The sequence below is a fragment of the Arsukibacterium sp. genome, assembly GCF_033721375.1.
Taxonomy (GTDB): domain Bacteria; phylum Pseudomonadota; class Gammaproteobacteria; order Enterobacterales; family Alteromonadaceae; genus Alishewanella.
This window is the reverse complement of the sequence record NZ_JAWWAP010000009.1, coordinates 145,623-164,715: the sequence shown is the minus strand read 5'-3', so window position 1 is coordinate 164,715 and position 19,093 is coordinate 145,623. Positions and strand designations below refer to the sequence as shown.

The window sequence follows — 19,093 nt, the reverse complement described above, 5'->3', positions numbered from 1 at the left end:
TTAAACACAAGCATCAGGCGGGCGAAGCGAAAACATCAGCCATCGATTGATTACGATCAATAAAAAATCTGTTACAACATACTGATTACATAATATTAATCTAACCGTGTCGTTCCGGTTTTCAGTCGCTTTACAGTCTATCTCAGTTGACTGTCCTTGCTGCCGCGACGGTTAATGCCGCCAGCTTGCTTGTCCTTTTTTTCAAATGCCGCCTGGCAGGCAATACACAAACGAACGCCCGGAACTGCTTTACGGCGCTGCTCAGGAATAAGCTTGTCACATTCATCACAATGAACTGCACTATCACCAACCGTTAATTTATTCCGGACCCGTTGCACCGCATCATCAACGCTCGCATCAATTTGATCCTGAACTGCCCCATCCCGCGACCAACCGCCAGCCATACTATTTTCCTCCCTCCAGCTTACTTAAACACACTGTCGCTACTAAGCATTGCTGCTCCTGGCCAGAATTGCCAGTTTCAAAAGGCCAATCCGGGTGCAGAGAACGGCGTTATCAGCGGGAAATGTCGCAGTTGCTTACAGCGAAACCAGCAGTCCCTGCAAAAGAATAATAAGTTTTTCTTTAGTCAGACATTAAAAAAAATATCAGTTCTGATGATTTTCGAAGACGCTTGCGTTGACGGCAAGCCAGATATTGCAGTAATTTAGCGGCCACACCACGCGGGTGTAGTTCAATGGCAGAATGAAAGCTTCCCAAGCTTTAGACACGGGTTCGATTCCCGCCACCCGCTCCAGTTTTCAGATAAAAAAACGCCAGGGCAAGCCTGGCGTTTTTATTCAATTGAAGCTTTTAGCGTCAGATATACTTAACGGCGGTAATTTCAAACTCCACCACACCTTTTGGGGTGGTGATATTTGCTACATCGTCAACAGCCTTGCCGATTAAACCGCGGGCTATCGGTGAGTTGACAGAAATTAAATTGTTTTTAATATCTGCCTCATCGTCACCCACTATCCGGTAGGTCACTTCTTCGTCGGTATCCAGATTTAAAATAGACACCGTCGCACCGAAAATGACTTTGCCGTTGTTTGGCATTTTGCTGATATCAATAATCTGCGCATTCGATAATTTACTTTCAATATCCTGAATACGGCCTTCACAAAAACCCTGCTGTTCGCGGGCTGCATGGTATTCGGCATTTTCTTTTAAATCGCCATGGGCGCGAGCTTCAGCAATAGCCTGAATAATTGCTGGCCGCTTTACCGATTTAAGCTCGTGCAGTTCAACACGCAATGCTTCTGCGCCCTGAACTGTCATCGGGATTTGACTCATCCGTTCACTCTCTTATGTAATTCCTGAATTGAATTAACGTTATTAAAGGCACTTGCCGCATTCGCTTTACATGTCGCGAATGCCGCATTTAGCGTTGTAGTATAGTTGGCTTTGTGCTGCAGTGCACCGCGGCGTAATACTTTGGAGTCTTCAATTGCCTGGCGCCCTTCAGTGGTATTAACGATGTAACTGTATTCACCGTTTTTGATCCGGTCCAGAATATGCGGCCGGCCTTCATATACTTTGTTTACTGTGCGACACGGCACGCCGGCTGCAGCCAGCGCTTTGGCAGTACCGCCTGTGGCATCCAGCTCAAAACCGATTTCCACCATCCGCTTAGCCAACTCAACAACCCGCACTTTATCGCTGTCGCGCACCGAAAGCAAGGCACGGCCACCGGTTGGGATCAGCGTGCCTGATCCTAACTCACCTTTGGCAAAAGCTTCTTCAAAGGTATCACCAATGCCCATGACTTCGCCGGTTGAACGCATTTCAGGGCCAAGGATTGGGTCAACACCCGGGAACTTGTTAAACGGAATTACCACTTCTTTTACCGAGAAATACGGAGGAATAATCTCTTTGGTAATACCTTGTGCAGCCAGTGACTGGCCGACCATACACCGGGCACCGACTTTCGCCACCGCCATACCGGTCGCCTTGGACACAAACGGCACGGTACGGGCAGCCCTTGGGTTAACTTCAATTAAGTACACTTCATTGTCTTTTACCGCAAACTGGGTGTTCATTAAGCCGACTACGCCAAGCTCCAGTGCCAGTTTTTTCACCTGTTCGCGCATCACATCCTGAATGGCCGGACTTAAGCTGTGCGGTGGTAAGGTACAGGCCGAATCCCCGGAGTGCACCCCGGCTTGCTCGATATGCTCCATAATGCCGCCGATAATCACTTCCTTGCCATCACAGATGGCATCGATATCAACTTCTATCGCATCATCGAGGAAGTTATCCAGCAGCACCGGCGAGTCATTCGACACGCTGACCGCTTCGGTCATATAACGGCGCAGATCCTGATCATCATAGACAATTTCCATCGCCCGGCCGCCCAGCACGTAAGACGGACGAACCACCATCGGAAAGCCAATTTCATGGGCACGCGATAACGCTTCTTCGACACTGGTTACGGTGGCATTTTGTGGCTGCTTTAAACCCAAACGCTCTACCGCCTGCTGAAAGCGCTCACGATCTTCAGCGCGGTCAATCGCATCGGGTGATGTGCCGATAATTGGCACGCCATTGGCTTCCAGGGCACGGGCTAATTTAAGTGGCGTCTGGCCACCATACTGAACAATAACGCCTTTTGGCTGCTCAATCCGCACAATCTCCAGCACATCTTCCAGCGTAATAGGCTCGAAGTATAACCGGTCAGAGGTATCGTAATCTGTGGAAACGGTTTCCGGGTTACAGTTAACCATAATGGTTTCATAACCGTCTTCGCGCAGCGCCAGCGCAGCATGAACACAGCAGTAATCAAATTCAATACCCTGGCCAATCCGGTTCGGGCCACCGCCGATAATCATAATTTTATCGCGGTTAGTCGGCGCTGCTTCACACTCTTCATCATAGGTGCTGTACATATAAGCGGTGTCAGAAGCAAATTCTGCAGCACAGGTATCAACCCGTTTGTAAACCGGGTGCAGCTTGTAGCCATGACGCTTTTTACGCACTTCGTTTTCACTGACGCCCAGCACGGCAGCAATCCGGCTGTCGGCAAAACCTTTGCGTTTTAAGCGTTTTAAGCGCTTCTCATCCAGGGCAGCAAAGCCATCTGTCGCCAGCGCCTGTTCTTCTTTAACTAAATCTTCAATTTGTACCAGGAACCAGCGATCTATATTGGTCAGGGTGAAAATTTCATCCATGCTCATGCCAAAACGAAACGCATCAGCAATGTACCAGATACGGTGCGAGCCCGGCTCGCGCAGCTCACGGGTCAGCTTTTCTTTGGCTTCCGGCTGGCTGATATCAATAATCGGGTCAAGACCCGACACGCCAATTTCTAAACCGCGCAAGGCTTTTTGCAATGATTCCTGCTGGTTACGGCCAATGGCCATTACTTCACCCACAGACTTCATCTGGGTGGTTAACCGATCATTAGCACCGGCAAATTTTTCAAAGTTAAAACGGGGAACTTTAGTCACGACATAATCGATACTTGGCTCGAATGACGCCGGGGTTCTGCCACCGGTAATGTCGTTCGCCAGTTCATCGAGGGTGTAGCCTACCGCTAATTTGGCGGCCACTTTCGCTATCGGAAAACCGGTCGCTTTTGACGCCAGGGCAGATGAGCGTGATACCCGCGGGTTCATTTCAATAATAACCATCCGGCCATCAACCGGATTAATACCAAATTGCACGTTCGAGCCACCGGTTTCAACGCCAATTTCCCTGAGCACCGCCAAAGAAGCGTTGCGCATAATCTGATATTCTTTATCAGTCAGGGTTTGCGCCGGCGCTACCGTGATTGAATCACCGGTATGCACGCCCATCGGGTCAAAGTTTTCAATGGCACAGACGATAATGCAGTTATCGTTTTTGTCGCGCACCACTTCCATTTCGTATTCTTTCCAACCAATCAGCGACTCGTCAATCAGCAGCTCTTTGGTCGGTGATAAATCAAGACCACGGGTACAGACTTCTTCAAACTCTTCGCGGTTGTACGCAATACCACCGCCTGAACCACCCATAGTAAATGACGGTCGGATAATACAGGGAAAGCCGATTTCATCCAGCACCTGATAGGCTTCTTCCATTGAATGGGCGAAGCCGGCGCGCGGACATGCCAGGCCGATTGAGCGCATTGCTTTATCAAAGCGGCCACGATCTTCAGCTTTGTCGATAGCATCGGCGGTGGCACCAATCATTTCCACATTGTATTTAGCCAGTACACCATTGTTTTCTAATTCCAGCGCGCAATTCAGTGCAGTCTGGCCGCCCATTGTCGGCAGAACAGCACAGGGCCGCTCTTTTTCAATAATTTTTTCAACAACCTGCCAGTGAATGGGCTCGATGTAGGTGGCATCAGCCATTTCCGGATCAGTCATAATGGTGGCCGGATTAGAGTTGACCAGAATAACCCGGTAGCCTTCTTCACGCAGCGCTTTACAGGCCTGGGCGCCTGAATAGTCAAATTCGCAGGCCTGACCGATTACGATCGGGCCGGCGCCAATAATCAGAATGCTTTTTATGTCGGTACGTTTTGGCATTGCAGCTTAATCTCCGTAATTCGTGTTTGCTCAGGCGGTATGCTGTTGCATCAGCGCAATAAAGTGGTCGAACAGCTCAGAGGCTTCGTGCGGACCCGGGCTGGCTTCAGGGTGGCCCTGAAAGCTAAACGCCGGCTTGTCCGTACGGTGAATGCCCTGCAGTGAACCATCAAACAGCGATTTATGGGTGGCCCGTAAATTGGCCGGCAAGGTGGCTTCGTCTACCGCAAAACCGTGATTCTGTGCGGTGATAAGCACTTTTTTATTGTCAAGATTCTGCACCGGATGGTTAGCACCATGGTGACCAAATTTCATTTTCGAGGTTTTAGCACCACTGGCCAGCGCCAGTAACTGATGACCTAAACAGATCCCAAACAGTGGGATATTCTTCTCTAACAAGGTTTTAATAGCGGTGATGGCGTAGTCACAGGGCGCCGGATCGCCAGGACCATTCGATAAAAAGACACCATCAGGATTAAGCGCTAACACATCGGCAGCTGTCGTTTGCGCCGGCACCACGGTAAGTTTACAGCCGCGGTCAGCCAGCATCCGCAGGATATTATGCTTAACCCCATAATCGAAAGCGACCACATGAAACTGCTCCGGCGCGGCCGGCCGGTGGCCTTCGCCCAGTGCCCAGCTGCCTTCACTCCACTGGTAAGTTGATTTAACCGACACTTCTTTGGCTAAATCCATGCCAGCCAGGCCGGCAAAGCCTTTAGCCCGTTGCAGTGCATCTGCTTCATCCAGCGCGTCGCCGGCCATAATGCAACCGTTCTGGGCGCCTTTTTCCCGCAGGATCCGGGTCAGTTTACGGGTATCGATATCGGCAATGCCAAGAATGTTATGTTTTGTGAGGTATTGACTAAGTGAGAGTTGATTACGGAAATTACTGGCTAACAGAGGAAGGTCACGGATGATCAGGCCTTTAACCCAAACCTGGCCGGATTCCTCGTCTTCACTATTGGTTCCGGTGTTACCAATATGTGGGTAAGTAAGTGTTACTATCTGCTCTGCGTATGAGGGATCAGTGAGTATTTCCTGATAACCGGTCATCGAGGTGTTAAACACCACCTCACCTACAGAAACTCCTTCAGCGCCAATGGCTGTACCGTGAAATACGGTGCCGTCTTCCAGTACGAGCAGGGCGGACTTAGTCAAAATAACCTCCAAACAGCAAAAAACGGGCGAAAACCTAGTGTGTTTTACAACCCGTTTTGACCCAAAATTCTTATCCGGTTTTTACCGGGTGAGACGACCGGGCAAATGGCGCAAGCCAGAGACCGGGCAAACCTGCTTATTTTAGGCGAAAAGCTTACTTTTGGCTATGGCTATTTTAGGTTTTTACAAAAATACCAGCTTTAACACGTTTTTATGTTTAGTTGCTCAAAAGCTTACGTTAAGTCTGCCAATCCCAGCACTTGCTGCATGGAATAAAGTCCGGGCTGTTTGTTTTGCAACCACAAAGCAGCGCGCAGCGCGCCTTGGGCAAAGGTGTTGCGGCTGGAGGCTTTGTGGCTTATTTCCAGCCTTTCGCCTAAATCTGCAAAAAGTGCGGTGTGATCGCCAATAATATCGCCGCCCCGCACGGTGGCAAAGCCAATAGTTTGTTGCGCCCGCTCGCCAGTAATGCCTTCCCGGCCATACACCGCCACCTCGTTCAGATCACGCCCCAGGGTTTTGGCAATGGTGCTGCCAATGGCCATGGCGGTGCCTGACGGCGCGTCTTTTTTATAGCGGTGATGTGCTTCGATAATTTCGATATCGGCGGTCTGGCCCATTACCCGGGCGGCGGTTTGCACCAGATGCAGCAGCAGGTTGACGCCGACACTCATATTCGGCGCCCAGACAATCGGAATATGCTCACTCGCCAGTTGTAACTGCTGATATTGCGTGTCGGTCAGGCCGGTTACCCCAATCACCATGGCTTTTTTCGCGGCAACTGCCAGCTTAAGATGCGCCAGCATGGCGTCGGGCATAGTGAAATCAACCCAGATATCAGCATGGTTAATACTGCTTTCGCCGGTTTCACTCAGCGCCAGCCCCAGCTTGCCACAACCTGCCAGCTCACCGGCATCAACGCCAACTAATGACGAGCCGGCTCGCACCGTAGCCGCTGTTAAGTTCAACTGCTGCTCATTGGCAACAGTAGTAAGGGCACGACCCATCCGGCCGTTAGCGCCGAAGATTCCGATTGCAGGCATATTCTGACTCAAAAATTAACAAGAATGGCCGCTATTAAAACAAAAGCGGCCGTTACTAGGAAGCGAAATAGCCATCTTAATGGCTATTTCTTATGAACTCTGTGCAGAGATGTCGCAACCTGACGTGAAAAAATAAAGGTCGTGGCGTCTGTTGGGTCGACACAGAGTGTCTGAGCGGACGCGCCAGCGGGAGCGAGTTGCTGTGGCGAGCCCGGCAGATGTTCCGACCTTTATTTCATTGCAACATGCTCCAATTACACCGCTTTTTGCAAAATCTGCCGTGAAACGTCTAAATCAATATCGCCATGCTCGCCGAGCTTTACCATGCCATTCGCCTGCAGGTTTGCTACCAGTTTATCCACCGCATCGGCAGCAATGCCATAGTCTGCCAGGCGGGTTGGCACGCCCATTTGCTCGAAAAACGCCCGGGTATGGGTAATGGTGTCATCAATTAACCGCTCTTCATCCTGATGACTCAGCTGCCAGACCCGCTGACCGAACTGCAGCAACTTGTCGCGCTTTTGCACCCGCTGCTGTTGCATTAGGGCTGGTAGCACGATGGCCAGCGTCTGGGCATGGTCGAGGCCGTACAGCGCGGTAATTTCATGGCCAATCATATGGGTTGCCCAGTCCTGCGGCACACCCTGACCAATCAGGCCATTCAGCGCCATCGTCGCGGCCCACATAATATTCGCCCGCACCTCATAGTCATCCGGGTCGCTTAGTGCCTTGGGACCCTCTTCAATCAGGGTTTGCAGTAAACCTTCAGCAAAACGATCCTGTACCGGCGCATTAACCGGATAGGTTAAATACTGCTCTATTACATGGACAAAGGCATCGACCACACCATTAGCTACCTGGCGCGGTGGCAGGCTGAAGGTGACGGTAGGGTCAAGAATTGCAAATCGCGGATACACCAACGGGCTGCTGAACGACAGTTTTTGCTGGGTTTCATAACGGGTAACCACAGAATTGCCATTACTCTCAGTACCGGTGGCCGGCAGGGTTAACACGCAGCCGAGCGCTACCGCCTGCTCTACTTTGCCGCGATTAGCCAGAATATCCCAGGCATCGCCCGGATACACTGCCGCAGCAGCGACAAACTTGGCACCATCAATCACACTGCCGCCGCCCACCGGCAACAGAAAGTCAATTTTCTGCTCGCGGACTAAGTCTGCTGCTTTCATCAGGGTTTCAAAGCTGGGGTTAGGTTCAATGCCGCTGAATTCCTGCCAGTCAAAATCTGTCAGGGCGGTTATAACCTGATCATAAACGCCATTGTTCTTAATGGAGCCACCGCCATATAACATTAACACCTTACTGCCGGCGGGAATTAATTTGGCTAATTGACTAAGCTGATCTTTACCAAACACAATACGGGTTGGATTCTGATAGGAAAAATTAAGCATTTACACTCCGGATAGGCTACTGCACCGTTGCAGATATACCTGAGTTATGTGGGCAGACGCCGCTAGTTCAAGTTGCAGTTAGCTATTTTTACCTTTTACCGCAATACTCTTTGCTGTTGCCATTAACGGATATTGCCAGCCATTCTTTATGAAATCACTGCTATGCCATCACTAAACCGGGCCATTGCATTGCCGTTGCTGGCGCTGCTACTGACGCTTATCGCCTGTACTGAACCCCAGCCCGCCTCGTCGTCGCCAACTGCCTCGCTGTCCCCATTGGCGCTGTCTCCATTGACGCTAAGCTATGGCACAGTGCTGCCGGCTCCACGGCCGTTGGCGGCGTTTATACTGACTGATCAGCATGGTGCTGCCTTTGCCAATGCTAACCTTGTGGGTCAGTGGACCGTGATTTTCTCAGGTTTTACCTCCTGCCCTGATATCTGTCCGTTGACCCTGGCGCTGTTAAAGTCGGCCGAGGAGCAGATGAGCGGGCAACGGCATCATAATGTGGTATTTATTACGGTTGACCCAGAGCGTGATAGCGCAGCCAGTTTGAAACAATTTATAAACTGGTTTGAACCGCGCTGGACAGCTCTGACCGGAGCTGATAAAGAACTGACTACCTTGCTGGCGAGCTTAGGTATGGCCCAGGTAAGACTGCCCGCTTTGGAGGGTGAAAAATATAGCATTGAACACTCTACCGCGCTGGTGTTGCTGGACCCGCAAGGTCGGATGGCCGGGTACTGGAAAGCGCCTTTGGATCCGGCTGAGCTGGCAGCGGATTTCTCGGCGCTGCCAGCGCCTTAGCCTGCTATAACCTGGAGGCGGTCAGGGTAATATCCGCATGTCTCCATGCCTGCTCAAACCGCTTTGCCATCGTATCGGCATCGCCGGTTTTACCCTGTTGCCGTAATGCCTGCTCCAGGCCAAACAGTGACCAGCCATTCTCCGGGTTGCGGCGCAGCTCCTCCCGATATACTGTTTCCGCCTCGGCCGCCTGCCCTGAATTTAGCAACATAAAACCAAGAGTCTGCCTGACCGGAGCATGCCATGCCGGTGGCTCGTCATACAATAGCTTATCTTCAATTGCCAGCGCCTGACGCAGCGCCGTAAAGGCTGCGTCATGTTCATTAGCTTGCCATGCCAGTTCTGCCGCTAATATCCGCTCGGCCAGCTTTACCGAGTGGATCAGCGAATAGCGGTTCCAGACTGTCATTGCTGCTATGACTGGCGATGTGGTAAGCCCACTTAAGGCTTTGTGATGAGCAATAGCCTGGCTGATGTTACCGGTACGCAGCGCTGCCATTCCCCGGGCATATTCCCATATCGCGACCATATAGGGTAAATCGTCAGCCGGTTTTGCGATAGCAGTGATATCCTGCCACTGACCAAACCGGACCATGGCAAACAACGGCGTAGACGCGAAATTCTGCATTGCCTCCATCCCCGGCATCCGCATCAGATTAGCGTCACTGGTTCGCTGATATGTTGAGTCGGCAGCGGCCAGGGCCACTTTTTTATTACCTGTCATCGTCGCCGCAAACCAGAGAAAATGATGATTGTGTGGCACATAACCAAGCGGATAAACACCGGGGCCAGGCCGGCATGCTGCAAGGTAAGTATCATCAGCTTCAATTGCCCGTTGGTTGGCAATCACCGCATCCTGCCAGCGCCCGACGCGGGCATAAATATGGGCTGGCATATGCACCAAATGGCCGGAGCCGGGGATCAGGGTGCGCAGACGATCAGCTGCAACAACACCGCGCTCTGGCTCATCTGACGCTTCCACCGCATGAATATACAAGTGCAGGGCGCCGGCATGATTGGCATCGCGCGCTATAACGCCTTCTAATACCTGCACAATGTTCATGGTGTCACCCACTGGCTTGCCGTTGTCGTCCCAGTAATTCCAGGGCTGCAGGTTCATCATTGCTTCGGCATATAAAGTGGCAGCTTCCAGATTATCCGGCAGGGTCTTTGTCAGACTGGCCATCTCGCCGGCATAGGCTTTATCCAAAGCAGCGCGATCTGCGCTGGCCGGCACAGCATAACGTGCCGCTAACGCGCTGATAAATGCCTGCTCCCAGGGCTTGGCAGAGCTGGCAAGTGCTTGCGCCTTTTGCAACCGCTGCCATGCCGGCGCGTTATTCGCCGGATCCATCGCGGCATTAACATGAGGCCCCAGTACCAAAGCCGCCCCCCACCAGCACATCGCGCAAGCAGGATCTGATTCAATCGCTTTCAGAAAAGAGCGCTCTGCCGCCTGATGATTAAAACCATAGGTCAGAATCATCGCCTGATTAAACCAGCGCTGCGCTTCCGGGTTAGTCGTGCTGACTGGCAGGCTGAAGTTACCGAGGCCTTCGAGAAACGTGGCCCCGACAGGGGCAATTTCAGGTAAATAGTTTTTAGCGGCTATTGCTGCTGATGTTGATGCTGGTGCTGGTGCTGATGCAGATGCAGATAGTGCAGAATGATTCTGCTGCCTGCTGTACACGGTATAACTGATACCGGCAACAGTACAGGTTACAATCAATAACATAACGAGCTTTTTCATAGTGTATCTCCTTAAACTATTAAAGAAGTTTTTCGATACACGTCATACCAGGTGTGATTATTGATTGCCTGCGAAATATTTCAGACTGCATCACCACGCAATAACCGCACTTTTTGCTCCAGTACTGCCGCACTTACGGCAGATGCTGGTATTGCGTTGCTGGCGTGCAGGCTAATTTTAGACCACAATCGGCCTTTTAGCTTAAAAGCGCCTTTGCCGTGATGACTGAAAAACGATCCCCATAAACCCTGCAGCGCCATGGGCACCACCGGTACCGGACTTTCAGCAACAATACGTTCGATACCGGGCCGGAAATTATCAATATCGCCGTTTTTGGTCAGCCGGCCTTCCGGAAAAATACAGACCAGATTGCCTTCAGCCAGTTCACGCTTTATCGCTGCAAAGGCCGCTTCATATACCTGCTCATCTTTTTGTTTGCTGCAGATAGGAATAGTGCGGGCTGCCCGGAATAACCAGTTCGCTACCGGCAAATCATAAATCGCTTTTTCCATAACAAAGCGTACCGGCCGGCGCACCGCCCCGGCGATCAGCAGCGCATCAACATAGCTGACATGATTTGCTACCAATACTGCGGCACCTTCATCGGGAATATTATCCAGCCCCTGACTTTTAACCCGGTACAGGGTGTGGCTGAGCAGATAAATCACAAACCGCAGGGCAAATTCCGGTACCTGACTGTAAACATATAAAGCAACCACCGCATTCATAACGGCCAGAATTAAAAAATACTCCGGTATCGATAATCCCAGCACGGCTAAAAACACGACTGCAGCCACCGCGCTCGCCACCATAAAAAGCGCATTAAAAATATTATTGGCCGCAATCATTCTGGCCCGCTGGTCAGGCTGTGCCCTTTTTTGCAATAACGCATACAAGGGCACGATAAACAGACCGCCGGAAACGCCAATTAGCGTAAGGTTAAACAGCACCCACCAGCCGTATCCTGATTGCAAAAATGCACTTAGATTAAGTAGCTCGCCTGAGATAAATTGCGGTGTGCTGACATATAAACTGCAACCAAATACTGTTAAGCCAAGAGAACCCAGTGGCACTATGCCAAGCTCCACCCGGTTACCCGATAAACGCTCGCACAGCATGGAACCCAGCCCCACCCCAACCGAAAACGCAACCAGCAATGCCGTGACCACCGTATTGTCGCCGGCCAGCACCGTTTTGGTAAAATTGGGGAACTGGGTTAAATAGCTGGCCCCCAGAAACCAGAACCAGCTGATCGCCATTATGGCCAGATATAAGGTGCGGTTAGCGTAACTGATTTTAATGGTCTGCAAGGTTTGCTTAAGGGGCGCGAAACGAAAACGCTCAGCATTATCTATCTTACCGACAGCGGGAATGGCCCGGCTGCTGAGATAACCAAGCACTGCAAACACAATCACCATAGCGCCAATCCATAATGAAGCATGCGCCACCCCGACAACCAGGCCACCGACAATGGTGCCCAGTAATATCGCAATAAAAGTGCCCATTTCCACCCAGGCATTACCTGCCAGTAATTCCTTGTCATCCAGTAACTGCGGCAATATGGCGTATTTTACCGGACCAAAAAACGCTGACTGGCTGCCCATCAGAAACAATAACCCCAGCAGTACCAGATATTGCTGGAAAAAGAAGGCAACGGCAGCAGCTGCCATCAGGATAATTTCGGTGAGCTTCAGTACCCGGATAAGCCTGCTTTTACACATGCTGTCGGCCAGGGTGCCGGCCGTGGCCGAGAACAGCAGAAACGGCAAAATAAATAAGCCTGCAGCCAGGTTCATCGTCACGTCGGTACTCCAGGGCAAGGCCTGAGCGGCAGTAAATGTCAGTATTAACATCAGGGAGTTTTTAAATACGTTGTCGTTAAAGGCCCCCAGCGCCTGAGTTAAGAAAAAAGGTAAAAAGCGACGACTTTTAATAATTTTACGCTCTGACATGCTAACACCTGTGGTGAACGCTGTTTAGGCTAAAACAGCACTGAAAACGGTAGGTTTTTTTACCAAAATACCCTAAGTTAGCGGTCAGATGCCAGCAGTTACTGCAAATATTGACAGGACGTCTGGCCATCTATATAGTTCGCAGCCCATTTTTGGAGAGATATCCCTATGGTAAATCCTGTTAGCCCGCCGGGCGCTAAACGCTCATTAATCCCGCTGGGGCTGTTTATTCTGCTGTTTTTAGGCAGTGGTTTATATTTTCAGGCACAGGCTGTCGAGTATGCTTTTTATCAGCTGCCTGGCCATGTGGCGATTATACCGGCGCTGATGCTGGCTATCTGGTTGCATCGGGCGCCGCTGCAGCAATCCATTGACGTGCTGATTAAAGGTGCCGGTAACCATAATATTATCACCATGTGTCTTATTTATTTGCTTGCCGGTGCCTTTGCCAGCGTAGCCACTGTCACCGGCGGCGTGGATGCCGCGGTAAATGCCGGCCTGAGTATCGTCCCGAGCGCCTGGCTGTTACCAGGCTTATTTATTATTGCAGCTTTAATCTCCACCGCCATGGGCACCTCGATGGGCACCATCGGCGCCCTGGCGCCTATCGCTGCAGGCTTGGCGACCCAGGCTAACCTGGACCCGGCACTGGTAGCAGGGGTGCTGCTAAGTGGAGCGATGTTTGGCGATAATTTATCAATTATCTCAGACACCACCATCGCCTCGACCCGTACCCAGGGCGCCAGAATGGCAGATAAATTTAAAGAAAATATTAAAATTTCCCTGCCCGCTGCGGTTCTGACACTGCTGCTGTACTCATTTCTGACCAGCGCTACGGCTCCGGTCGCTGCCGCTGATTTCAGCTGGACTGGCGTGCTGCCTTACGCCGCTATTTTAGTGCTGGCCGTGATGGGCTTAAACGTATTTTTAGTACTGCTACTGGGCATTGTGCTGGCCGCAATACAAGGCAGCATTTTTGCAGACTATCAGCTCGCCGGCCTAGGTAAAGATATTGCCACAGGCTTTGCCAGCGTCCAGGAGATTTTTCTGCTGGCGATGCTGGTCAGCGGTTTAAGTGAGTTTATTAAACAGCAGGGGGGCTTAAGCTGGATTTCTGCCCAAATTCAGCGCCTGACCGGCAAGCTGAAACTGGCGGGCAATAAAGCGCAGCAGCTGGCAATAGCGGCGCTGGCCTTTAGCAGCAACCTGTGTATTGCCAATAATACAGTTGCTATCGTGCTGACCGGCGATGTCGCTAAAGATTTAGCGCAGCAACACCAGATCACGCCACGGCGTAGCGCCAGTCTACTGGATATTTTTGCTTGTATCAGTCAGGGACTGGTGCCTTATGGGGCGCAGGCGCTGTTGCTGGGTGCCAGCTTTGGCATCTCGCCCTGGCAGGTAGTGATGAACAGCTTTTACTGCCTGATTTTACTGGTAATTGCCAGCTTCGTTATTTTACTGCGCCAGGCCGATTTTAACGCAGCTGACCCTGAAACGGCATAAACAGAGCTCAGATGCTGTCAACTGGCGCTCTGCCGGCGCTGCCGGAGCATCAGGCTGCTTTTAACCCAGACATGGCGCAGCAATGCCCGCCAGTGCATTTTATGCCGGTACCCCCGCAGGTACCATAATGCGCCAGCTAATGTTGCTATTGTCCCTGTTTGCAGTTGCCTGAGCAGTAAGGCCCGGGCTAAATCCCGGCGCTCATGGCTATTAACAAGTTGGCTGGCAATCTCTGCTGGCAACTTGCGGTTAAACAGCTTTTCAACCAGCAGCAGTGTATTGACAACCGGTTCCAGCGCGCCAAACTGCTCGCTGTCGTTCAATAGCTGCTGCAGCAACTGCTTTTCAGCTAACTGGGTATACAGCAGATCCAAATCAATTAAATCTTTAATTAACTTATGCCGTTCTTCCTGCCAGAAAAAATGAATAGCAGCATGAATATATAAATAACTCAGACTGGGCACCTGAAAACAGGATCCCTCGAGTGGGCTGGCACTGGCAAAAACCTGCTCTGTGGCGAGATTTTTATGGCCTGCCAACGGAAACAGGGCAAAATGTAAATCCAGCGCCGTACCACGTTTCACATGATAAAGCGGCGGGTTTTCATGCGACAGTTCCAGGTAAAAATGTTTGTCGTATGCCGACATGGCAGGTTCAAAAAAACCGGCAAAAAATAACTTAGCTTTGCAATCCGCCAGCTGCGACCGGCTTACCAGCAAATCAATATCAGAATAGAGTCGGCCTTCACTTACTGCCAGGCCAAGCGCCTGATAGGCTGCGCCTTTAAGCAATAAGCAAGGATAATTGGTCTGGGCCAATGTAGGTTCAAGTTGCATTAATTCGTAAAATAAACTGGCTCGCTGCTTCTGATAATAACGCCAGCCCCAGGCACAGTGTTTTTGTACTGTCTCCGGTAACTCGTCCAGCATACTATGTCGTTCAAACAGCGCTTTCAGCTGCGCCGTTAACCCCAGACTCCGTGCCTGCTGCAGCAAATCAGTCCAGCAGGCGGCGCTGGCTTTGGCCAGAAATTGCTTTGGGTCTCGAAAGCACTGAATTAACAGTGGCACTAACATAGCACCTGCTCCAGTAATTCCAGCATTTGCCTGGTATCATTATATTCCAGGCGGAAGCTCTCGGTGTTTTCTACCAACTGACTTAATAAATTAAAACCCTCTGCAGCGAAAACTGCGTAATTAAAGCTGTTTTGCGCCAGATAAAGCAAGGTATCAGCCTTGGGCATAGTAAACAACGCTACCGGCTCTGCTGCGTCAGCCTGATACGCCGGAAATAGGATCCAGGCTGGCTTTGCCTGAGTATTCAGTTGCTGCCAGCTTAAATCAGTGGGTCGTAAATAGGCGACAGTGCCTTTTTCAGTGTCTGGGGTACGATGAAATACTTCCACCCCGGGTTGATGCTGCTGAATAACGTCAATTGAAGCGTTTTTTAAACTGACGGGCCGCACATAAGGTTGCAACTGGCCATTCGCCGGATCAATCAGGCACATTTCGTCCGACAACAAACGCCAGCCTCTTAGCATCAGCAGCGCGCATAAGGTACTTTTGCCACTACCCGGAGGGGCAGGCATAATCAACGCATTGCCATCCTTTTCCAGCACTGCAGCATGAATAGCCAGATATTGCTGCTGATAGGCTGAGACACACCAGTTGAGCCCCCACTCAAAGGTCGGAATGAGTTGATGGGCATCGGCCATCCGAAAATGCTCAGTACCGGTTCGAAAATGGTAAGGCCGGCTTTTGCCGCTAAAGCGTCTTTTATAATCGATATGAAAATCATAGATATGCGCAGGACTGGGATCGGGTCGCAGTACTTGCTCTGGGTATAACCGGGATAAATCACTAAATAGCGTTGGGCTGTCAGTAGCAATTTGCACGGTAAAAGGAGAGGCATATAAGGCAAAAAGCGACAACATTACTCCAACTTAAGTTGTTCTTCCGCTAGGCTCTTGGCGGTAGCATAACTTATCGTGTCAAAAGAAGCTGCAGAATCATCAGCAGAAAAAACAAAGCGAACAATGTGTTGTTGTTCGCTTATCAACTGTCTGGTTTCCGATAACCAAGAAGTGTACGAATTGAAGGCAGAAACTTCGTCAATACTAATCTTCATACTCATTATCAATATACATCGTCAATACATTTTTCAATTGTTGTGTTTCGCCAGTAATGACAGCATTGTTATATGCCTGAACAAAAGCTTCAGGTTCAGGATATATAGCTGCAGCCCGGTAGAACATAGAATGTAAGAACACTGCTGTAATATTACGAATTAAATCGTACGGCCCATTTAGTACCAGAGCCTCAGCAAGAGTCCCATCAAAGCCACCGCTAGTAAAAATAGTGCTGAACATGGTATTTTCATTAACTGGAGTACCAGCATATGAGCCTGTAAACATATCACCATTGTGGTAAGCGTCGGAGAGAGAATGAAAATAACCTACTCTCTCGCTACCATTTTTTTTCAGTTTAAAATAATCTTTAGCAGCGCCATGAGAATGAAATGATGCAGTACAGGTTTCAAACTGCTCTGCCTGTACGGACTGCATTTGCGACATTGATGCGCTCAGGTTACAGTTTTGGGTACTGTAACCCCATGCTCCTTTGCTTTTAAGAGCCATTAGCACCGGCAACGAGCCCATACCTGCCCGCACTAAAAACTTACGGCGGCTATTCGTTGTTTTAATATCCTTATTGTCCATAGACTGTGTCACCCTTGTCCTGATGTTTCAGCTGAAGCTTTCTTTTGGTCAAACATGCAAATTTCAATCCAAGCCTGTAATAACCTGAAATTAATAGGTTTGCTACAGAAACTACATCAGTAAAACTTGATATTGTAAATTAAACTGACGTCAGCATTTACGTTACGTAACCGCTATTGGCGACAAGCCGGCAATCGTCCGGCTTTTTTCCGCTCATTAAAGGTCGCCATCGCTTCCGGCATTCTGGCGCGTAGCTCCGCTATCCGGTTTTCGGGTGCCGGGTGGCTGGACAAAAACTGTGGGGTGTTGTTGCTGCTGGCCGCTGCCATATTCTGCCATAAATTCACAGCCTGGCGTGGCTCAAAGCCGGCCTTAGCCATTAAATCCAGGCCAATAACATCGGCTTCAGATTCATGAGTCCGGCTAAAAGGTAAGGTTACGCCAAGCTGTGCTCCCAATCCCAGCGCAGTCATAATTTCCTGCTGATACTTAACACCATAAGCTTTGGTTCCGGCATCACCCAGCGCCAGTGCCGACTGAATAAACTGATTGGTGGATAAACGCTCGTTACTATGGCTAGCCATAACATGGGCAATTTCATGGCCGATTACCGCAGCCAGTTGCTCCTGATTCTCAGCGACTTTCAATAAGCCGGTATAAACCCCGATATTACCACCGGGCAGTGCAAAGGCATTAACCTGCTCACTGTCGAACACCACCACCTCCCAGGCTTTGGTCAGATATTCTTCCGGCGTAACGCGAAGTAAGGCATTGGCAATACATTGCACATAATCATTGGTTCTGACATCGTTACTGATCGGCGTCTCAGCTTTCATCGTTTCAAACGTTTGCTCGCCCATTGCGCTTAGCTGTTTATCATCAAACAGCATAATCTGATTACGGCCGGTAGGCGATTGCGCGCACGCTACGATAACGAGTGAGGCTACTGCAGCCAGTGAAAACTTTTTCAACATATCAAAATCCTTATTAATGCAAGGTCAGCAATTGTACCTATGTTGTCAATTGTATCGGTAGTTGAAAAAAAAACCACCCGAAGGTGGTTTTTAGTATAGTTAACCGGTTAAATCGTCGAAGAATTTTTTAACACCGTCAAAAAAACCTTTTGATTTTGGCCGATGTTTTGCTTCGCTCTCTCCAGCCATACTTTCGTCAAGCTGTCGCAACAATTCTTTTTGCTTGTCGCTAAGGTTAACCGGGGTTTCAATTACCACCTTACAAACCAAATCTCCGACGCCACCGCCACGCACCGACTGCACCCCTTTGCCTCGCAAACGGAACATTTTTTCGGTTTGGGTCTCGGCCGGAATTTTCAGTTTGATCCGGCCATCCAGCGTGGGTACAGCAATCTCACCGCCCAGTGCCGCAGTGGCAAAACTCAACGGCACGTCACAGTACAGGTTGTTACCATCGCGCTGGAAAATCGGATGTGGCTTTACATTTACCTGCACATACAAGTCACCGGCAGGGGCGCCATGCATGCCGGCTTCACCTTCACCGGTTAATCGGATCCGATCGCCGGTGTCGACACCCGCAGGAATTTTCACCGATAAGGTCTTGGTTTTTTCTACCCGGCCTTCGCCATGACATTTGCTGCAAGGTTCAGGAATGATTTTACCGCGACCACTACAGGTTGGGCAGGTTTGCTGCACCGCAAAGAAGCCCTGGCGCATCGTTACCTGGCCGGCACCGTGACAGGTTGGGCAACTTTTCGCTGAGGTGCCTTTTTTAGCACCGGAACCATCACAGCTGTCACAGTTAACATAAGTTGGCACTTTAATATCGACCGACTTACCTTTAACTGCTTCTTCCAAATTTAGCTCCAGATTATAGCGCAAATCTGAGCCGCGCTGGGCCCGCGACTGGCCGCGACGTCCGCCGCCACCACCAAAGATGTCGCCGAACACGTCACCAAATATATCGCCAAAATCACCGGCTCCGGCACCACCGCCATAACCACCGCCGCCACCGCGACTGGGATCTACCCCGGCATGGCCAAAACGATCATAGGCAGCGCGTTTTTGCTCGTCTGATAAAACCTCATAGGCTTCCTGGACTTCCTTAAACTTCTCTTCCATGCCTTTATCACCCTGAGTACGATCAGGGTGAAATTTCATAGCGAGGCGTTTATAAGCCTTTTTGATGTCTTTATCATCGGCGCCTTTAGCGACACCCAATACTTCATAGTAGTCACGCTTTGACATAAATTCAGTGCTT

At 50.3% G+C, this 19,093-nt stretch carries 15 protein-coding genes and 1 tRNA gene; 3 read left to right on the top strand and 13 right to left on the bottom strand.

The features are described 5' to 3' along the window. Positions 1–137 precede the first annotated feature (137 nt). Positions 138–404, bottom strand: a complete 267-nt coding sequence (locus R3187_RS15165; protein ID WP_318967900.1) for a DksA/TraR family C4-type zinc finger protein — start codon at positions 402–404, stop codon at positions 138–140. Positions 405–683: 279 nt separating this feature from the next. On the opposite strand from R3187_RS15165, the gene R3187_RS15160 reads away from it, so the two are divergent. Continuing rightward, positions 684–757: transfer RNA gene (locus R3187_RS15160), tRNA-Gly, on the top strand. A 62-nt stretch (positions 758–819) separates the two neighbouring features. Here R3187_RS15160 and greA read toward each other — a convergent pair. From greA to R3187_RS15135, 5 genes are all read right to left on the bottom strand, one after another. Continuing rightward, positions 820–1,296, bottom strand: coding sequence for a transcription elongation factor GreA (gene greA / locus R3187_RS15155; protein ID WP_318967899.1), 477 nt, complete (start codon positions 1,294–1,296; stop codon positions 820–822). Continuing rightward, positions 1,293–4,514: a carbamoyl-phosphate synthase large subunit gene (carB, locus tag R3187_RS15150; protein ID WP_318967898.1), complete on the bottom strand. Its 3,222-nt coding sequence runs from the start codon at positions 4,512–4,514 to the stop codon at positions 1,293–1,295. Before carB ends, greA begins: the two co-directional genes overlap by 4 nt. Before the next feature lie 30 nt (positions 4,515–4,544). Further along, positions 4,545–5,675, bottom strand: a complete 1,131-nt coding sequence (carA, locus tag R3187_RS15145; RefSeq protein WP_318967897.1) for a glutamine-hydrolyzing carbamoyl-phosphate synthase small subunit — start codon at positions 5,673–5,675, stop codon at positions 4,545–4,547. Positions 5,676–5,908: 233 nt separating this feature from the next. Beyond that, positions 5,909–6,718, bottom strand: coding sequence for a 4-hydroxy-tetrahydrodipicolinate reductase (dapB, locus tag R3187_RS15140; RefSeq protein WP_318967896.1), 810 nt, complete (start codon positions 6,716–6,718; stop codon positions 5,909–5,911). Positions 6,719–6,972: 254 nt separating this feature from the next. After that, a complete protein-coding gene (locus tag R3187_RS15135; RefSeq protein WP_318967895.1) occupies positions 6,973–8,127 on the bottom strand; it encodes an iron-containing alcohol dehydrogenase in 1,155 nt (384 codons plus the stop codon). A gap of 162 nt (positions 8,128–8,289) precedes the next feature. On the opposite strand from R3187_RS15135, the gene R3187_RS15130 reads away from it, so the two are divergent. Further along, positions 8,290–8,934, top strand: a complete 645-nt coding sequence (locus tag R3187_RS15130; RefSeq protein ID WP_318967894.1) for an SCO family protein — start codon at positions 8,290–8,292, stop codon at positions 8,932–8,934. A gap of 4 nt (positions 8,935–8,938) precedes the next feature. On the opposite strand, the gene R3187_RS15125 is transcribed toward R3187_RS15130, so the two are convergent. Together R3187_RS15125 and R3187_RS15120 are read right to left on the bottom strand one after the other, a co-directional pair. Next, on the bottom strand, positions 8,939–10,684 hold the full coding sequence (locus tag R3187_RS15125; RefSeq protein ID WP_318967893.1) for a hypothetical protein: 1,746 nt from the start codon (positions 10,682–10,684) through the stop codon (positions 8,939–8,941). 80 nt (positions 10,685–10,764) lie between these two features. Next, entirely contained in the window at positions 10,765–12,636 is a 1,872-nt protein-coding gene (locus R3187_RS15120; protein WP_318967892.1) for an MFS transporter, read from the bottom strand. A 168-nt stretch (positions 12,637–12,804) separates the two neighbouring features. Here R3187_RS15120 and R3187_RS15115 point away from each other — a divergent pair, with 168 nt between their 5' ends. Continuing rightward, complete coding sequence (locus R3187_RS15115) at positions 12,805–14,142, top strand: Na+/H+ antiporter NhaC family protein (protein ID WP_318967891.1); 1,338 nt, start codon at positions 12,805–12,807, stop codon at positions 14,140–14,142. A gap of 17 nt (positions 14,143–14,159) precedes the next feature. Here the strand turns inward: R3187_RS15115 and R3187_RS15110 are convergent, their stop codons facing one another. The 5 genes from R3187_RS15110 to dnaJ all read right to left on the bottom strand — a co-directional run bounded on the left by R3187_RS15110 (position 14,160) and on the right by dnaJ (position 19,080). Next, on the bottom strand, positions 14,160–15,218 hold the full coding sequence (locus tag R3187_RS15110) for a nucleotidyltransferase family protein (RefSeq protein ID WP_318967890.1): 1,059 nt from the start codon (positions 15,216–15,218) through the stop codon (positions 14,160–14,162). Next, on the bottom strand, positions 15,212–16,075 hold the full coding sequence (locus R3187_RS15105) for an HprK-related kinase A (protein ID WP_318967889.1): 864 nt from the start codon (positions 16,073–16,075) through the stop codon (positions 15,212–15,214). The genes R3187_RS15110 and R3187_RS15105 overlap by 7 nt, the downstream gene beginning before the upstream one ends. Positions 16,076–16,258: 183 nt before the next feature. Continuing rightward, the gene (locus R3187_RS15100) at positions 16,259–16,858 is read right to left on the bottom strand and encodes a hypothetical protein (protein ID WP_318967888.1); all 600 of its coding nucleotides are present in this window, start codon (positions 16,856–16,858) and stop codon (positions 16,259–16,261) included. 173 nt (positions 16,859–17,031) lie between these two features. Next, complete coding sequence (locus tag R3187_RS15095; RefSeq protein WP_318967887.1) at positions 17,032–17,832, bottom strand: M48 family metallopeptidase; 801 nt, start codon at positions 17,830–17,832, stop codon at positions 17,032–17,034. A 99-nt stretch (positions 17,833–17,931) separates the two neighbouring features. Further along, the gene (gene dnaJ, locus R3187_RS15090) at positions 17,932–19,080 is read right to left on the bottom strand and encodes a molecular chaperone DnaJ (RefSeq protein WP_318967886.1); all 1,149 of its coding nucleotides are present in this window, start codon (positions 19,078–19,080) and stop codon (positions 17,932–17,934) included. Between the last annotated feature and the right edge of the window lie 13 nt (positions 19,081–19,093).

Coding starts and splice junctions, on each gene's coding strand:
- R3187_RS15165 (WP_318967900.1), bottom strand. CDS start 404: ATGGCTGGCGGTTGGTCGCGGGATGGGGCAGTTCAGGATCAAATTGAT.
- dnaJ (WP_318967886.1), bottom strand. CDS start 19,080: ATGTCAAAGCGTGACTACTATGAAGTATTGGGTGTCGCTAAAGGCGCC.
- R3187_RS15095 (WP_318967887.1), bottom strand. CDS start 17,832: ATGTTGAAAAAGTTTTCACTGGCTGCAGTAGCCTCACTCGTTATCGTA.
- R3187_RS15105 (WP_318967889.1), bottom strand. CDS start 16,075: ATGTTGTCGCTTTTTGCCTTATATGCCTCTCCTTTTACCGTGCAAATT.
- R3187_RS15110 (WP_318967890.1), bottom strand. CDS start 15,218: ATGTTAGTGCCACTGTTAATTCAGTGCTTTCGAGACCCAAAGCAATTT.
- R3187_RS15130 (WP_318967894.1), top strand. CDS start 8,290: ATGCCATCACTAAACCGGGCCATTGCATTGCCGTTGCTGGCGCTGCTA.
- dapB (WP_318967896.1), bottom strand. CDS start 6,718: ATGCCTGCAATCGGAATCTTCGGCGCTAACGGCCGGATGGGTCGTGCC.
- R3187_RS15115 (WP_318967891.1), top strand. CDS start 12,805: ATGGTAAATCCTGTTAGCCCGCCGGGCGCTAAACGCTCATTAATCCCG.
- R3187_RS15100 (WP_318967888.1), bottom strand. CDS start 16,858: ATGGACAATAAGGATATTAAAACAACGAATAGCCGCCGTAAGTTTTTA.
- greA (WP_318967899.1), bottom strand. CDS start 1,296: ATGAGTCAAATCCCGATGACAGTTCAGGGCGCAGAAGCATTGCGTGTT.
- R3187_RS15135 (WP_318967895.1), bottom strand. CDS start 8,127: ATGCTTAATTTTTCCTATCAGAATCCAACCCGTATTGTGTTTGGTAAA.
- R3187_RS15125 (WP_318967893.1), bottom strand. CDS start 10,684: ATGAAAAAGCTCGTTATGTTATTGATTGTAACCTGTACTGTTGCCGGT.
- R3187_RS15120 (WP_318967892.1), bottom strand. CDS start 12,636: ATGTCAGAGCGTAAAATTATTAAAAGTCGTCGCTTTTTACCTTTTTTC.
- carB (WP_318967898.1), bottom strand. CDS start 4,514: ATGCCAAAACGTACCGACATAAAAAGCATTCTGATTATTGGCGCCGGC.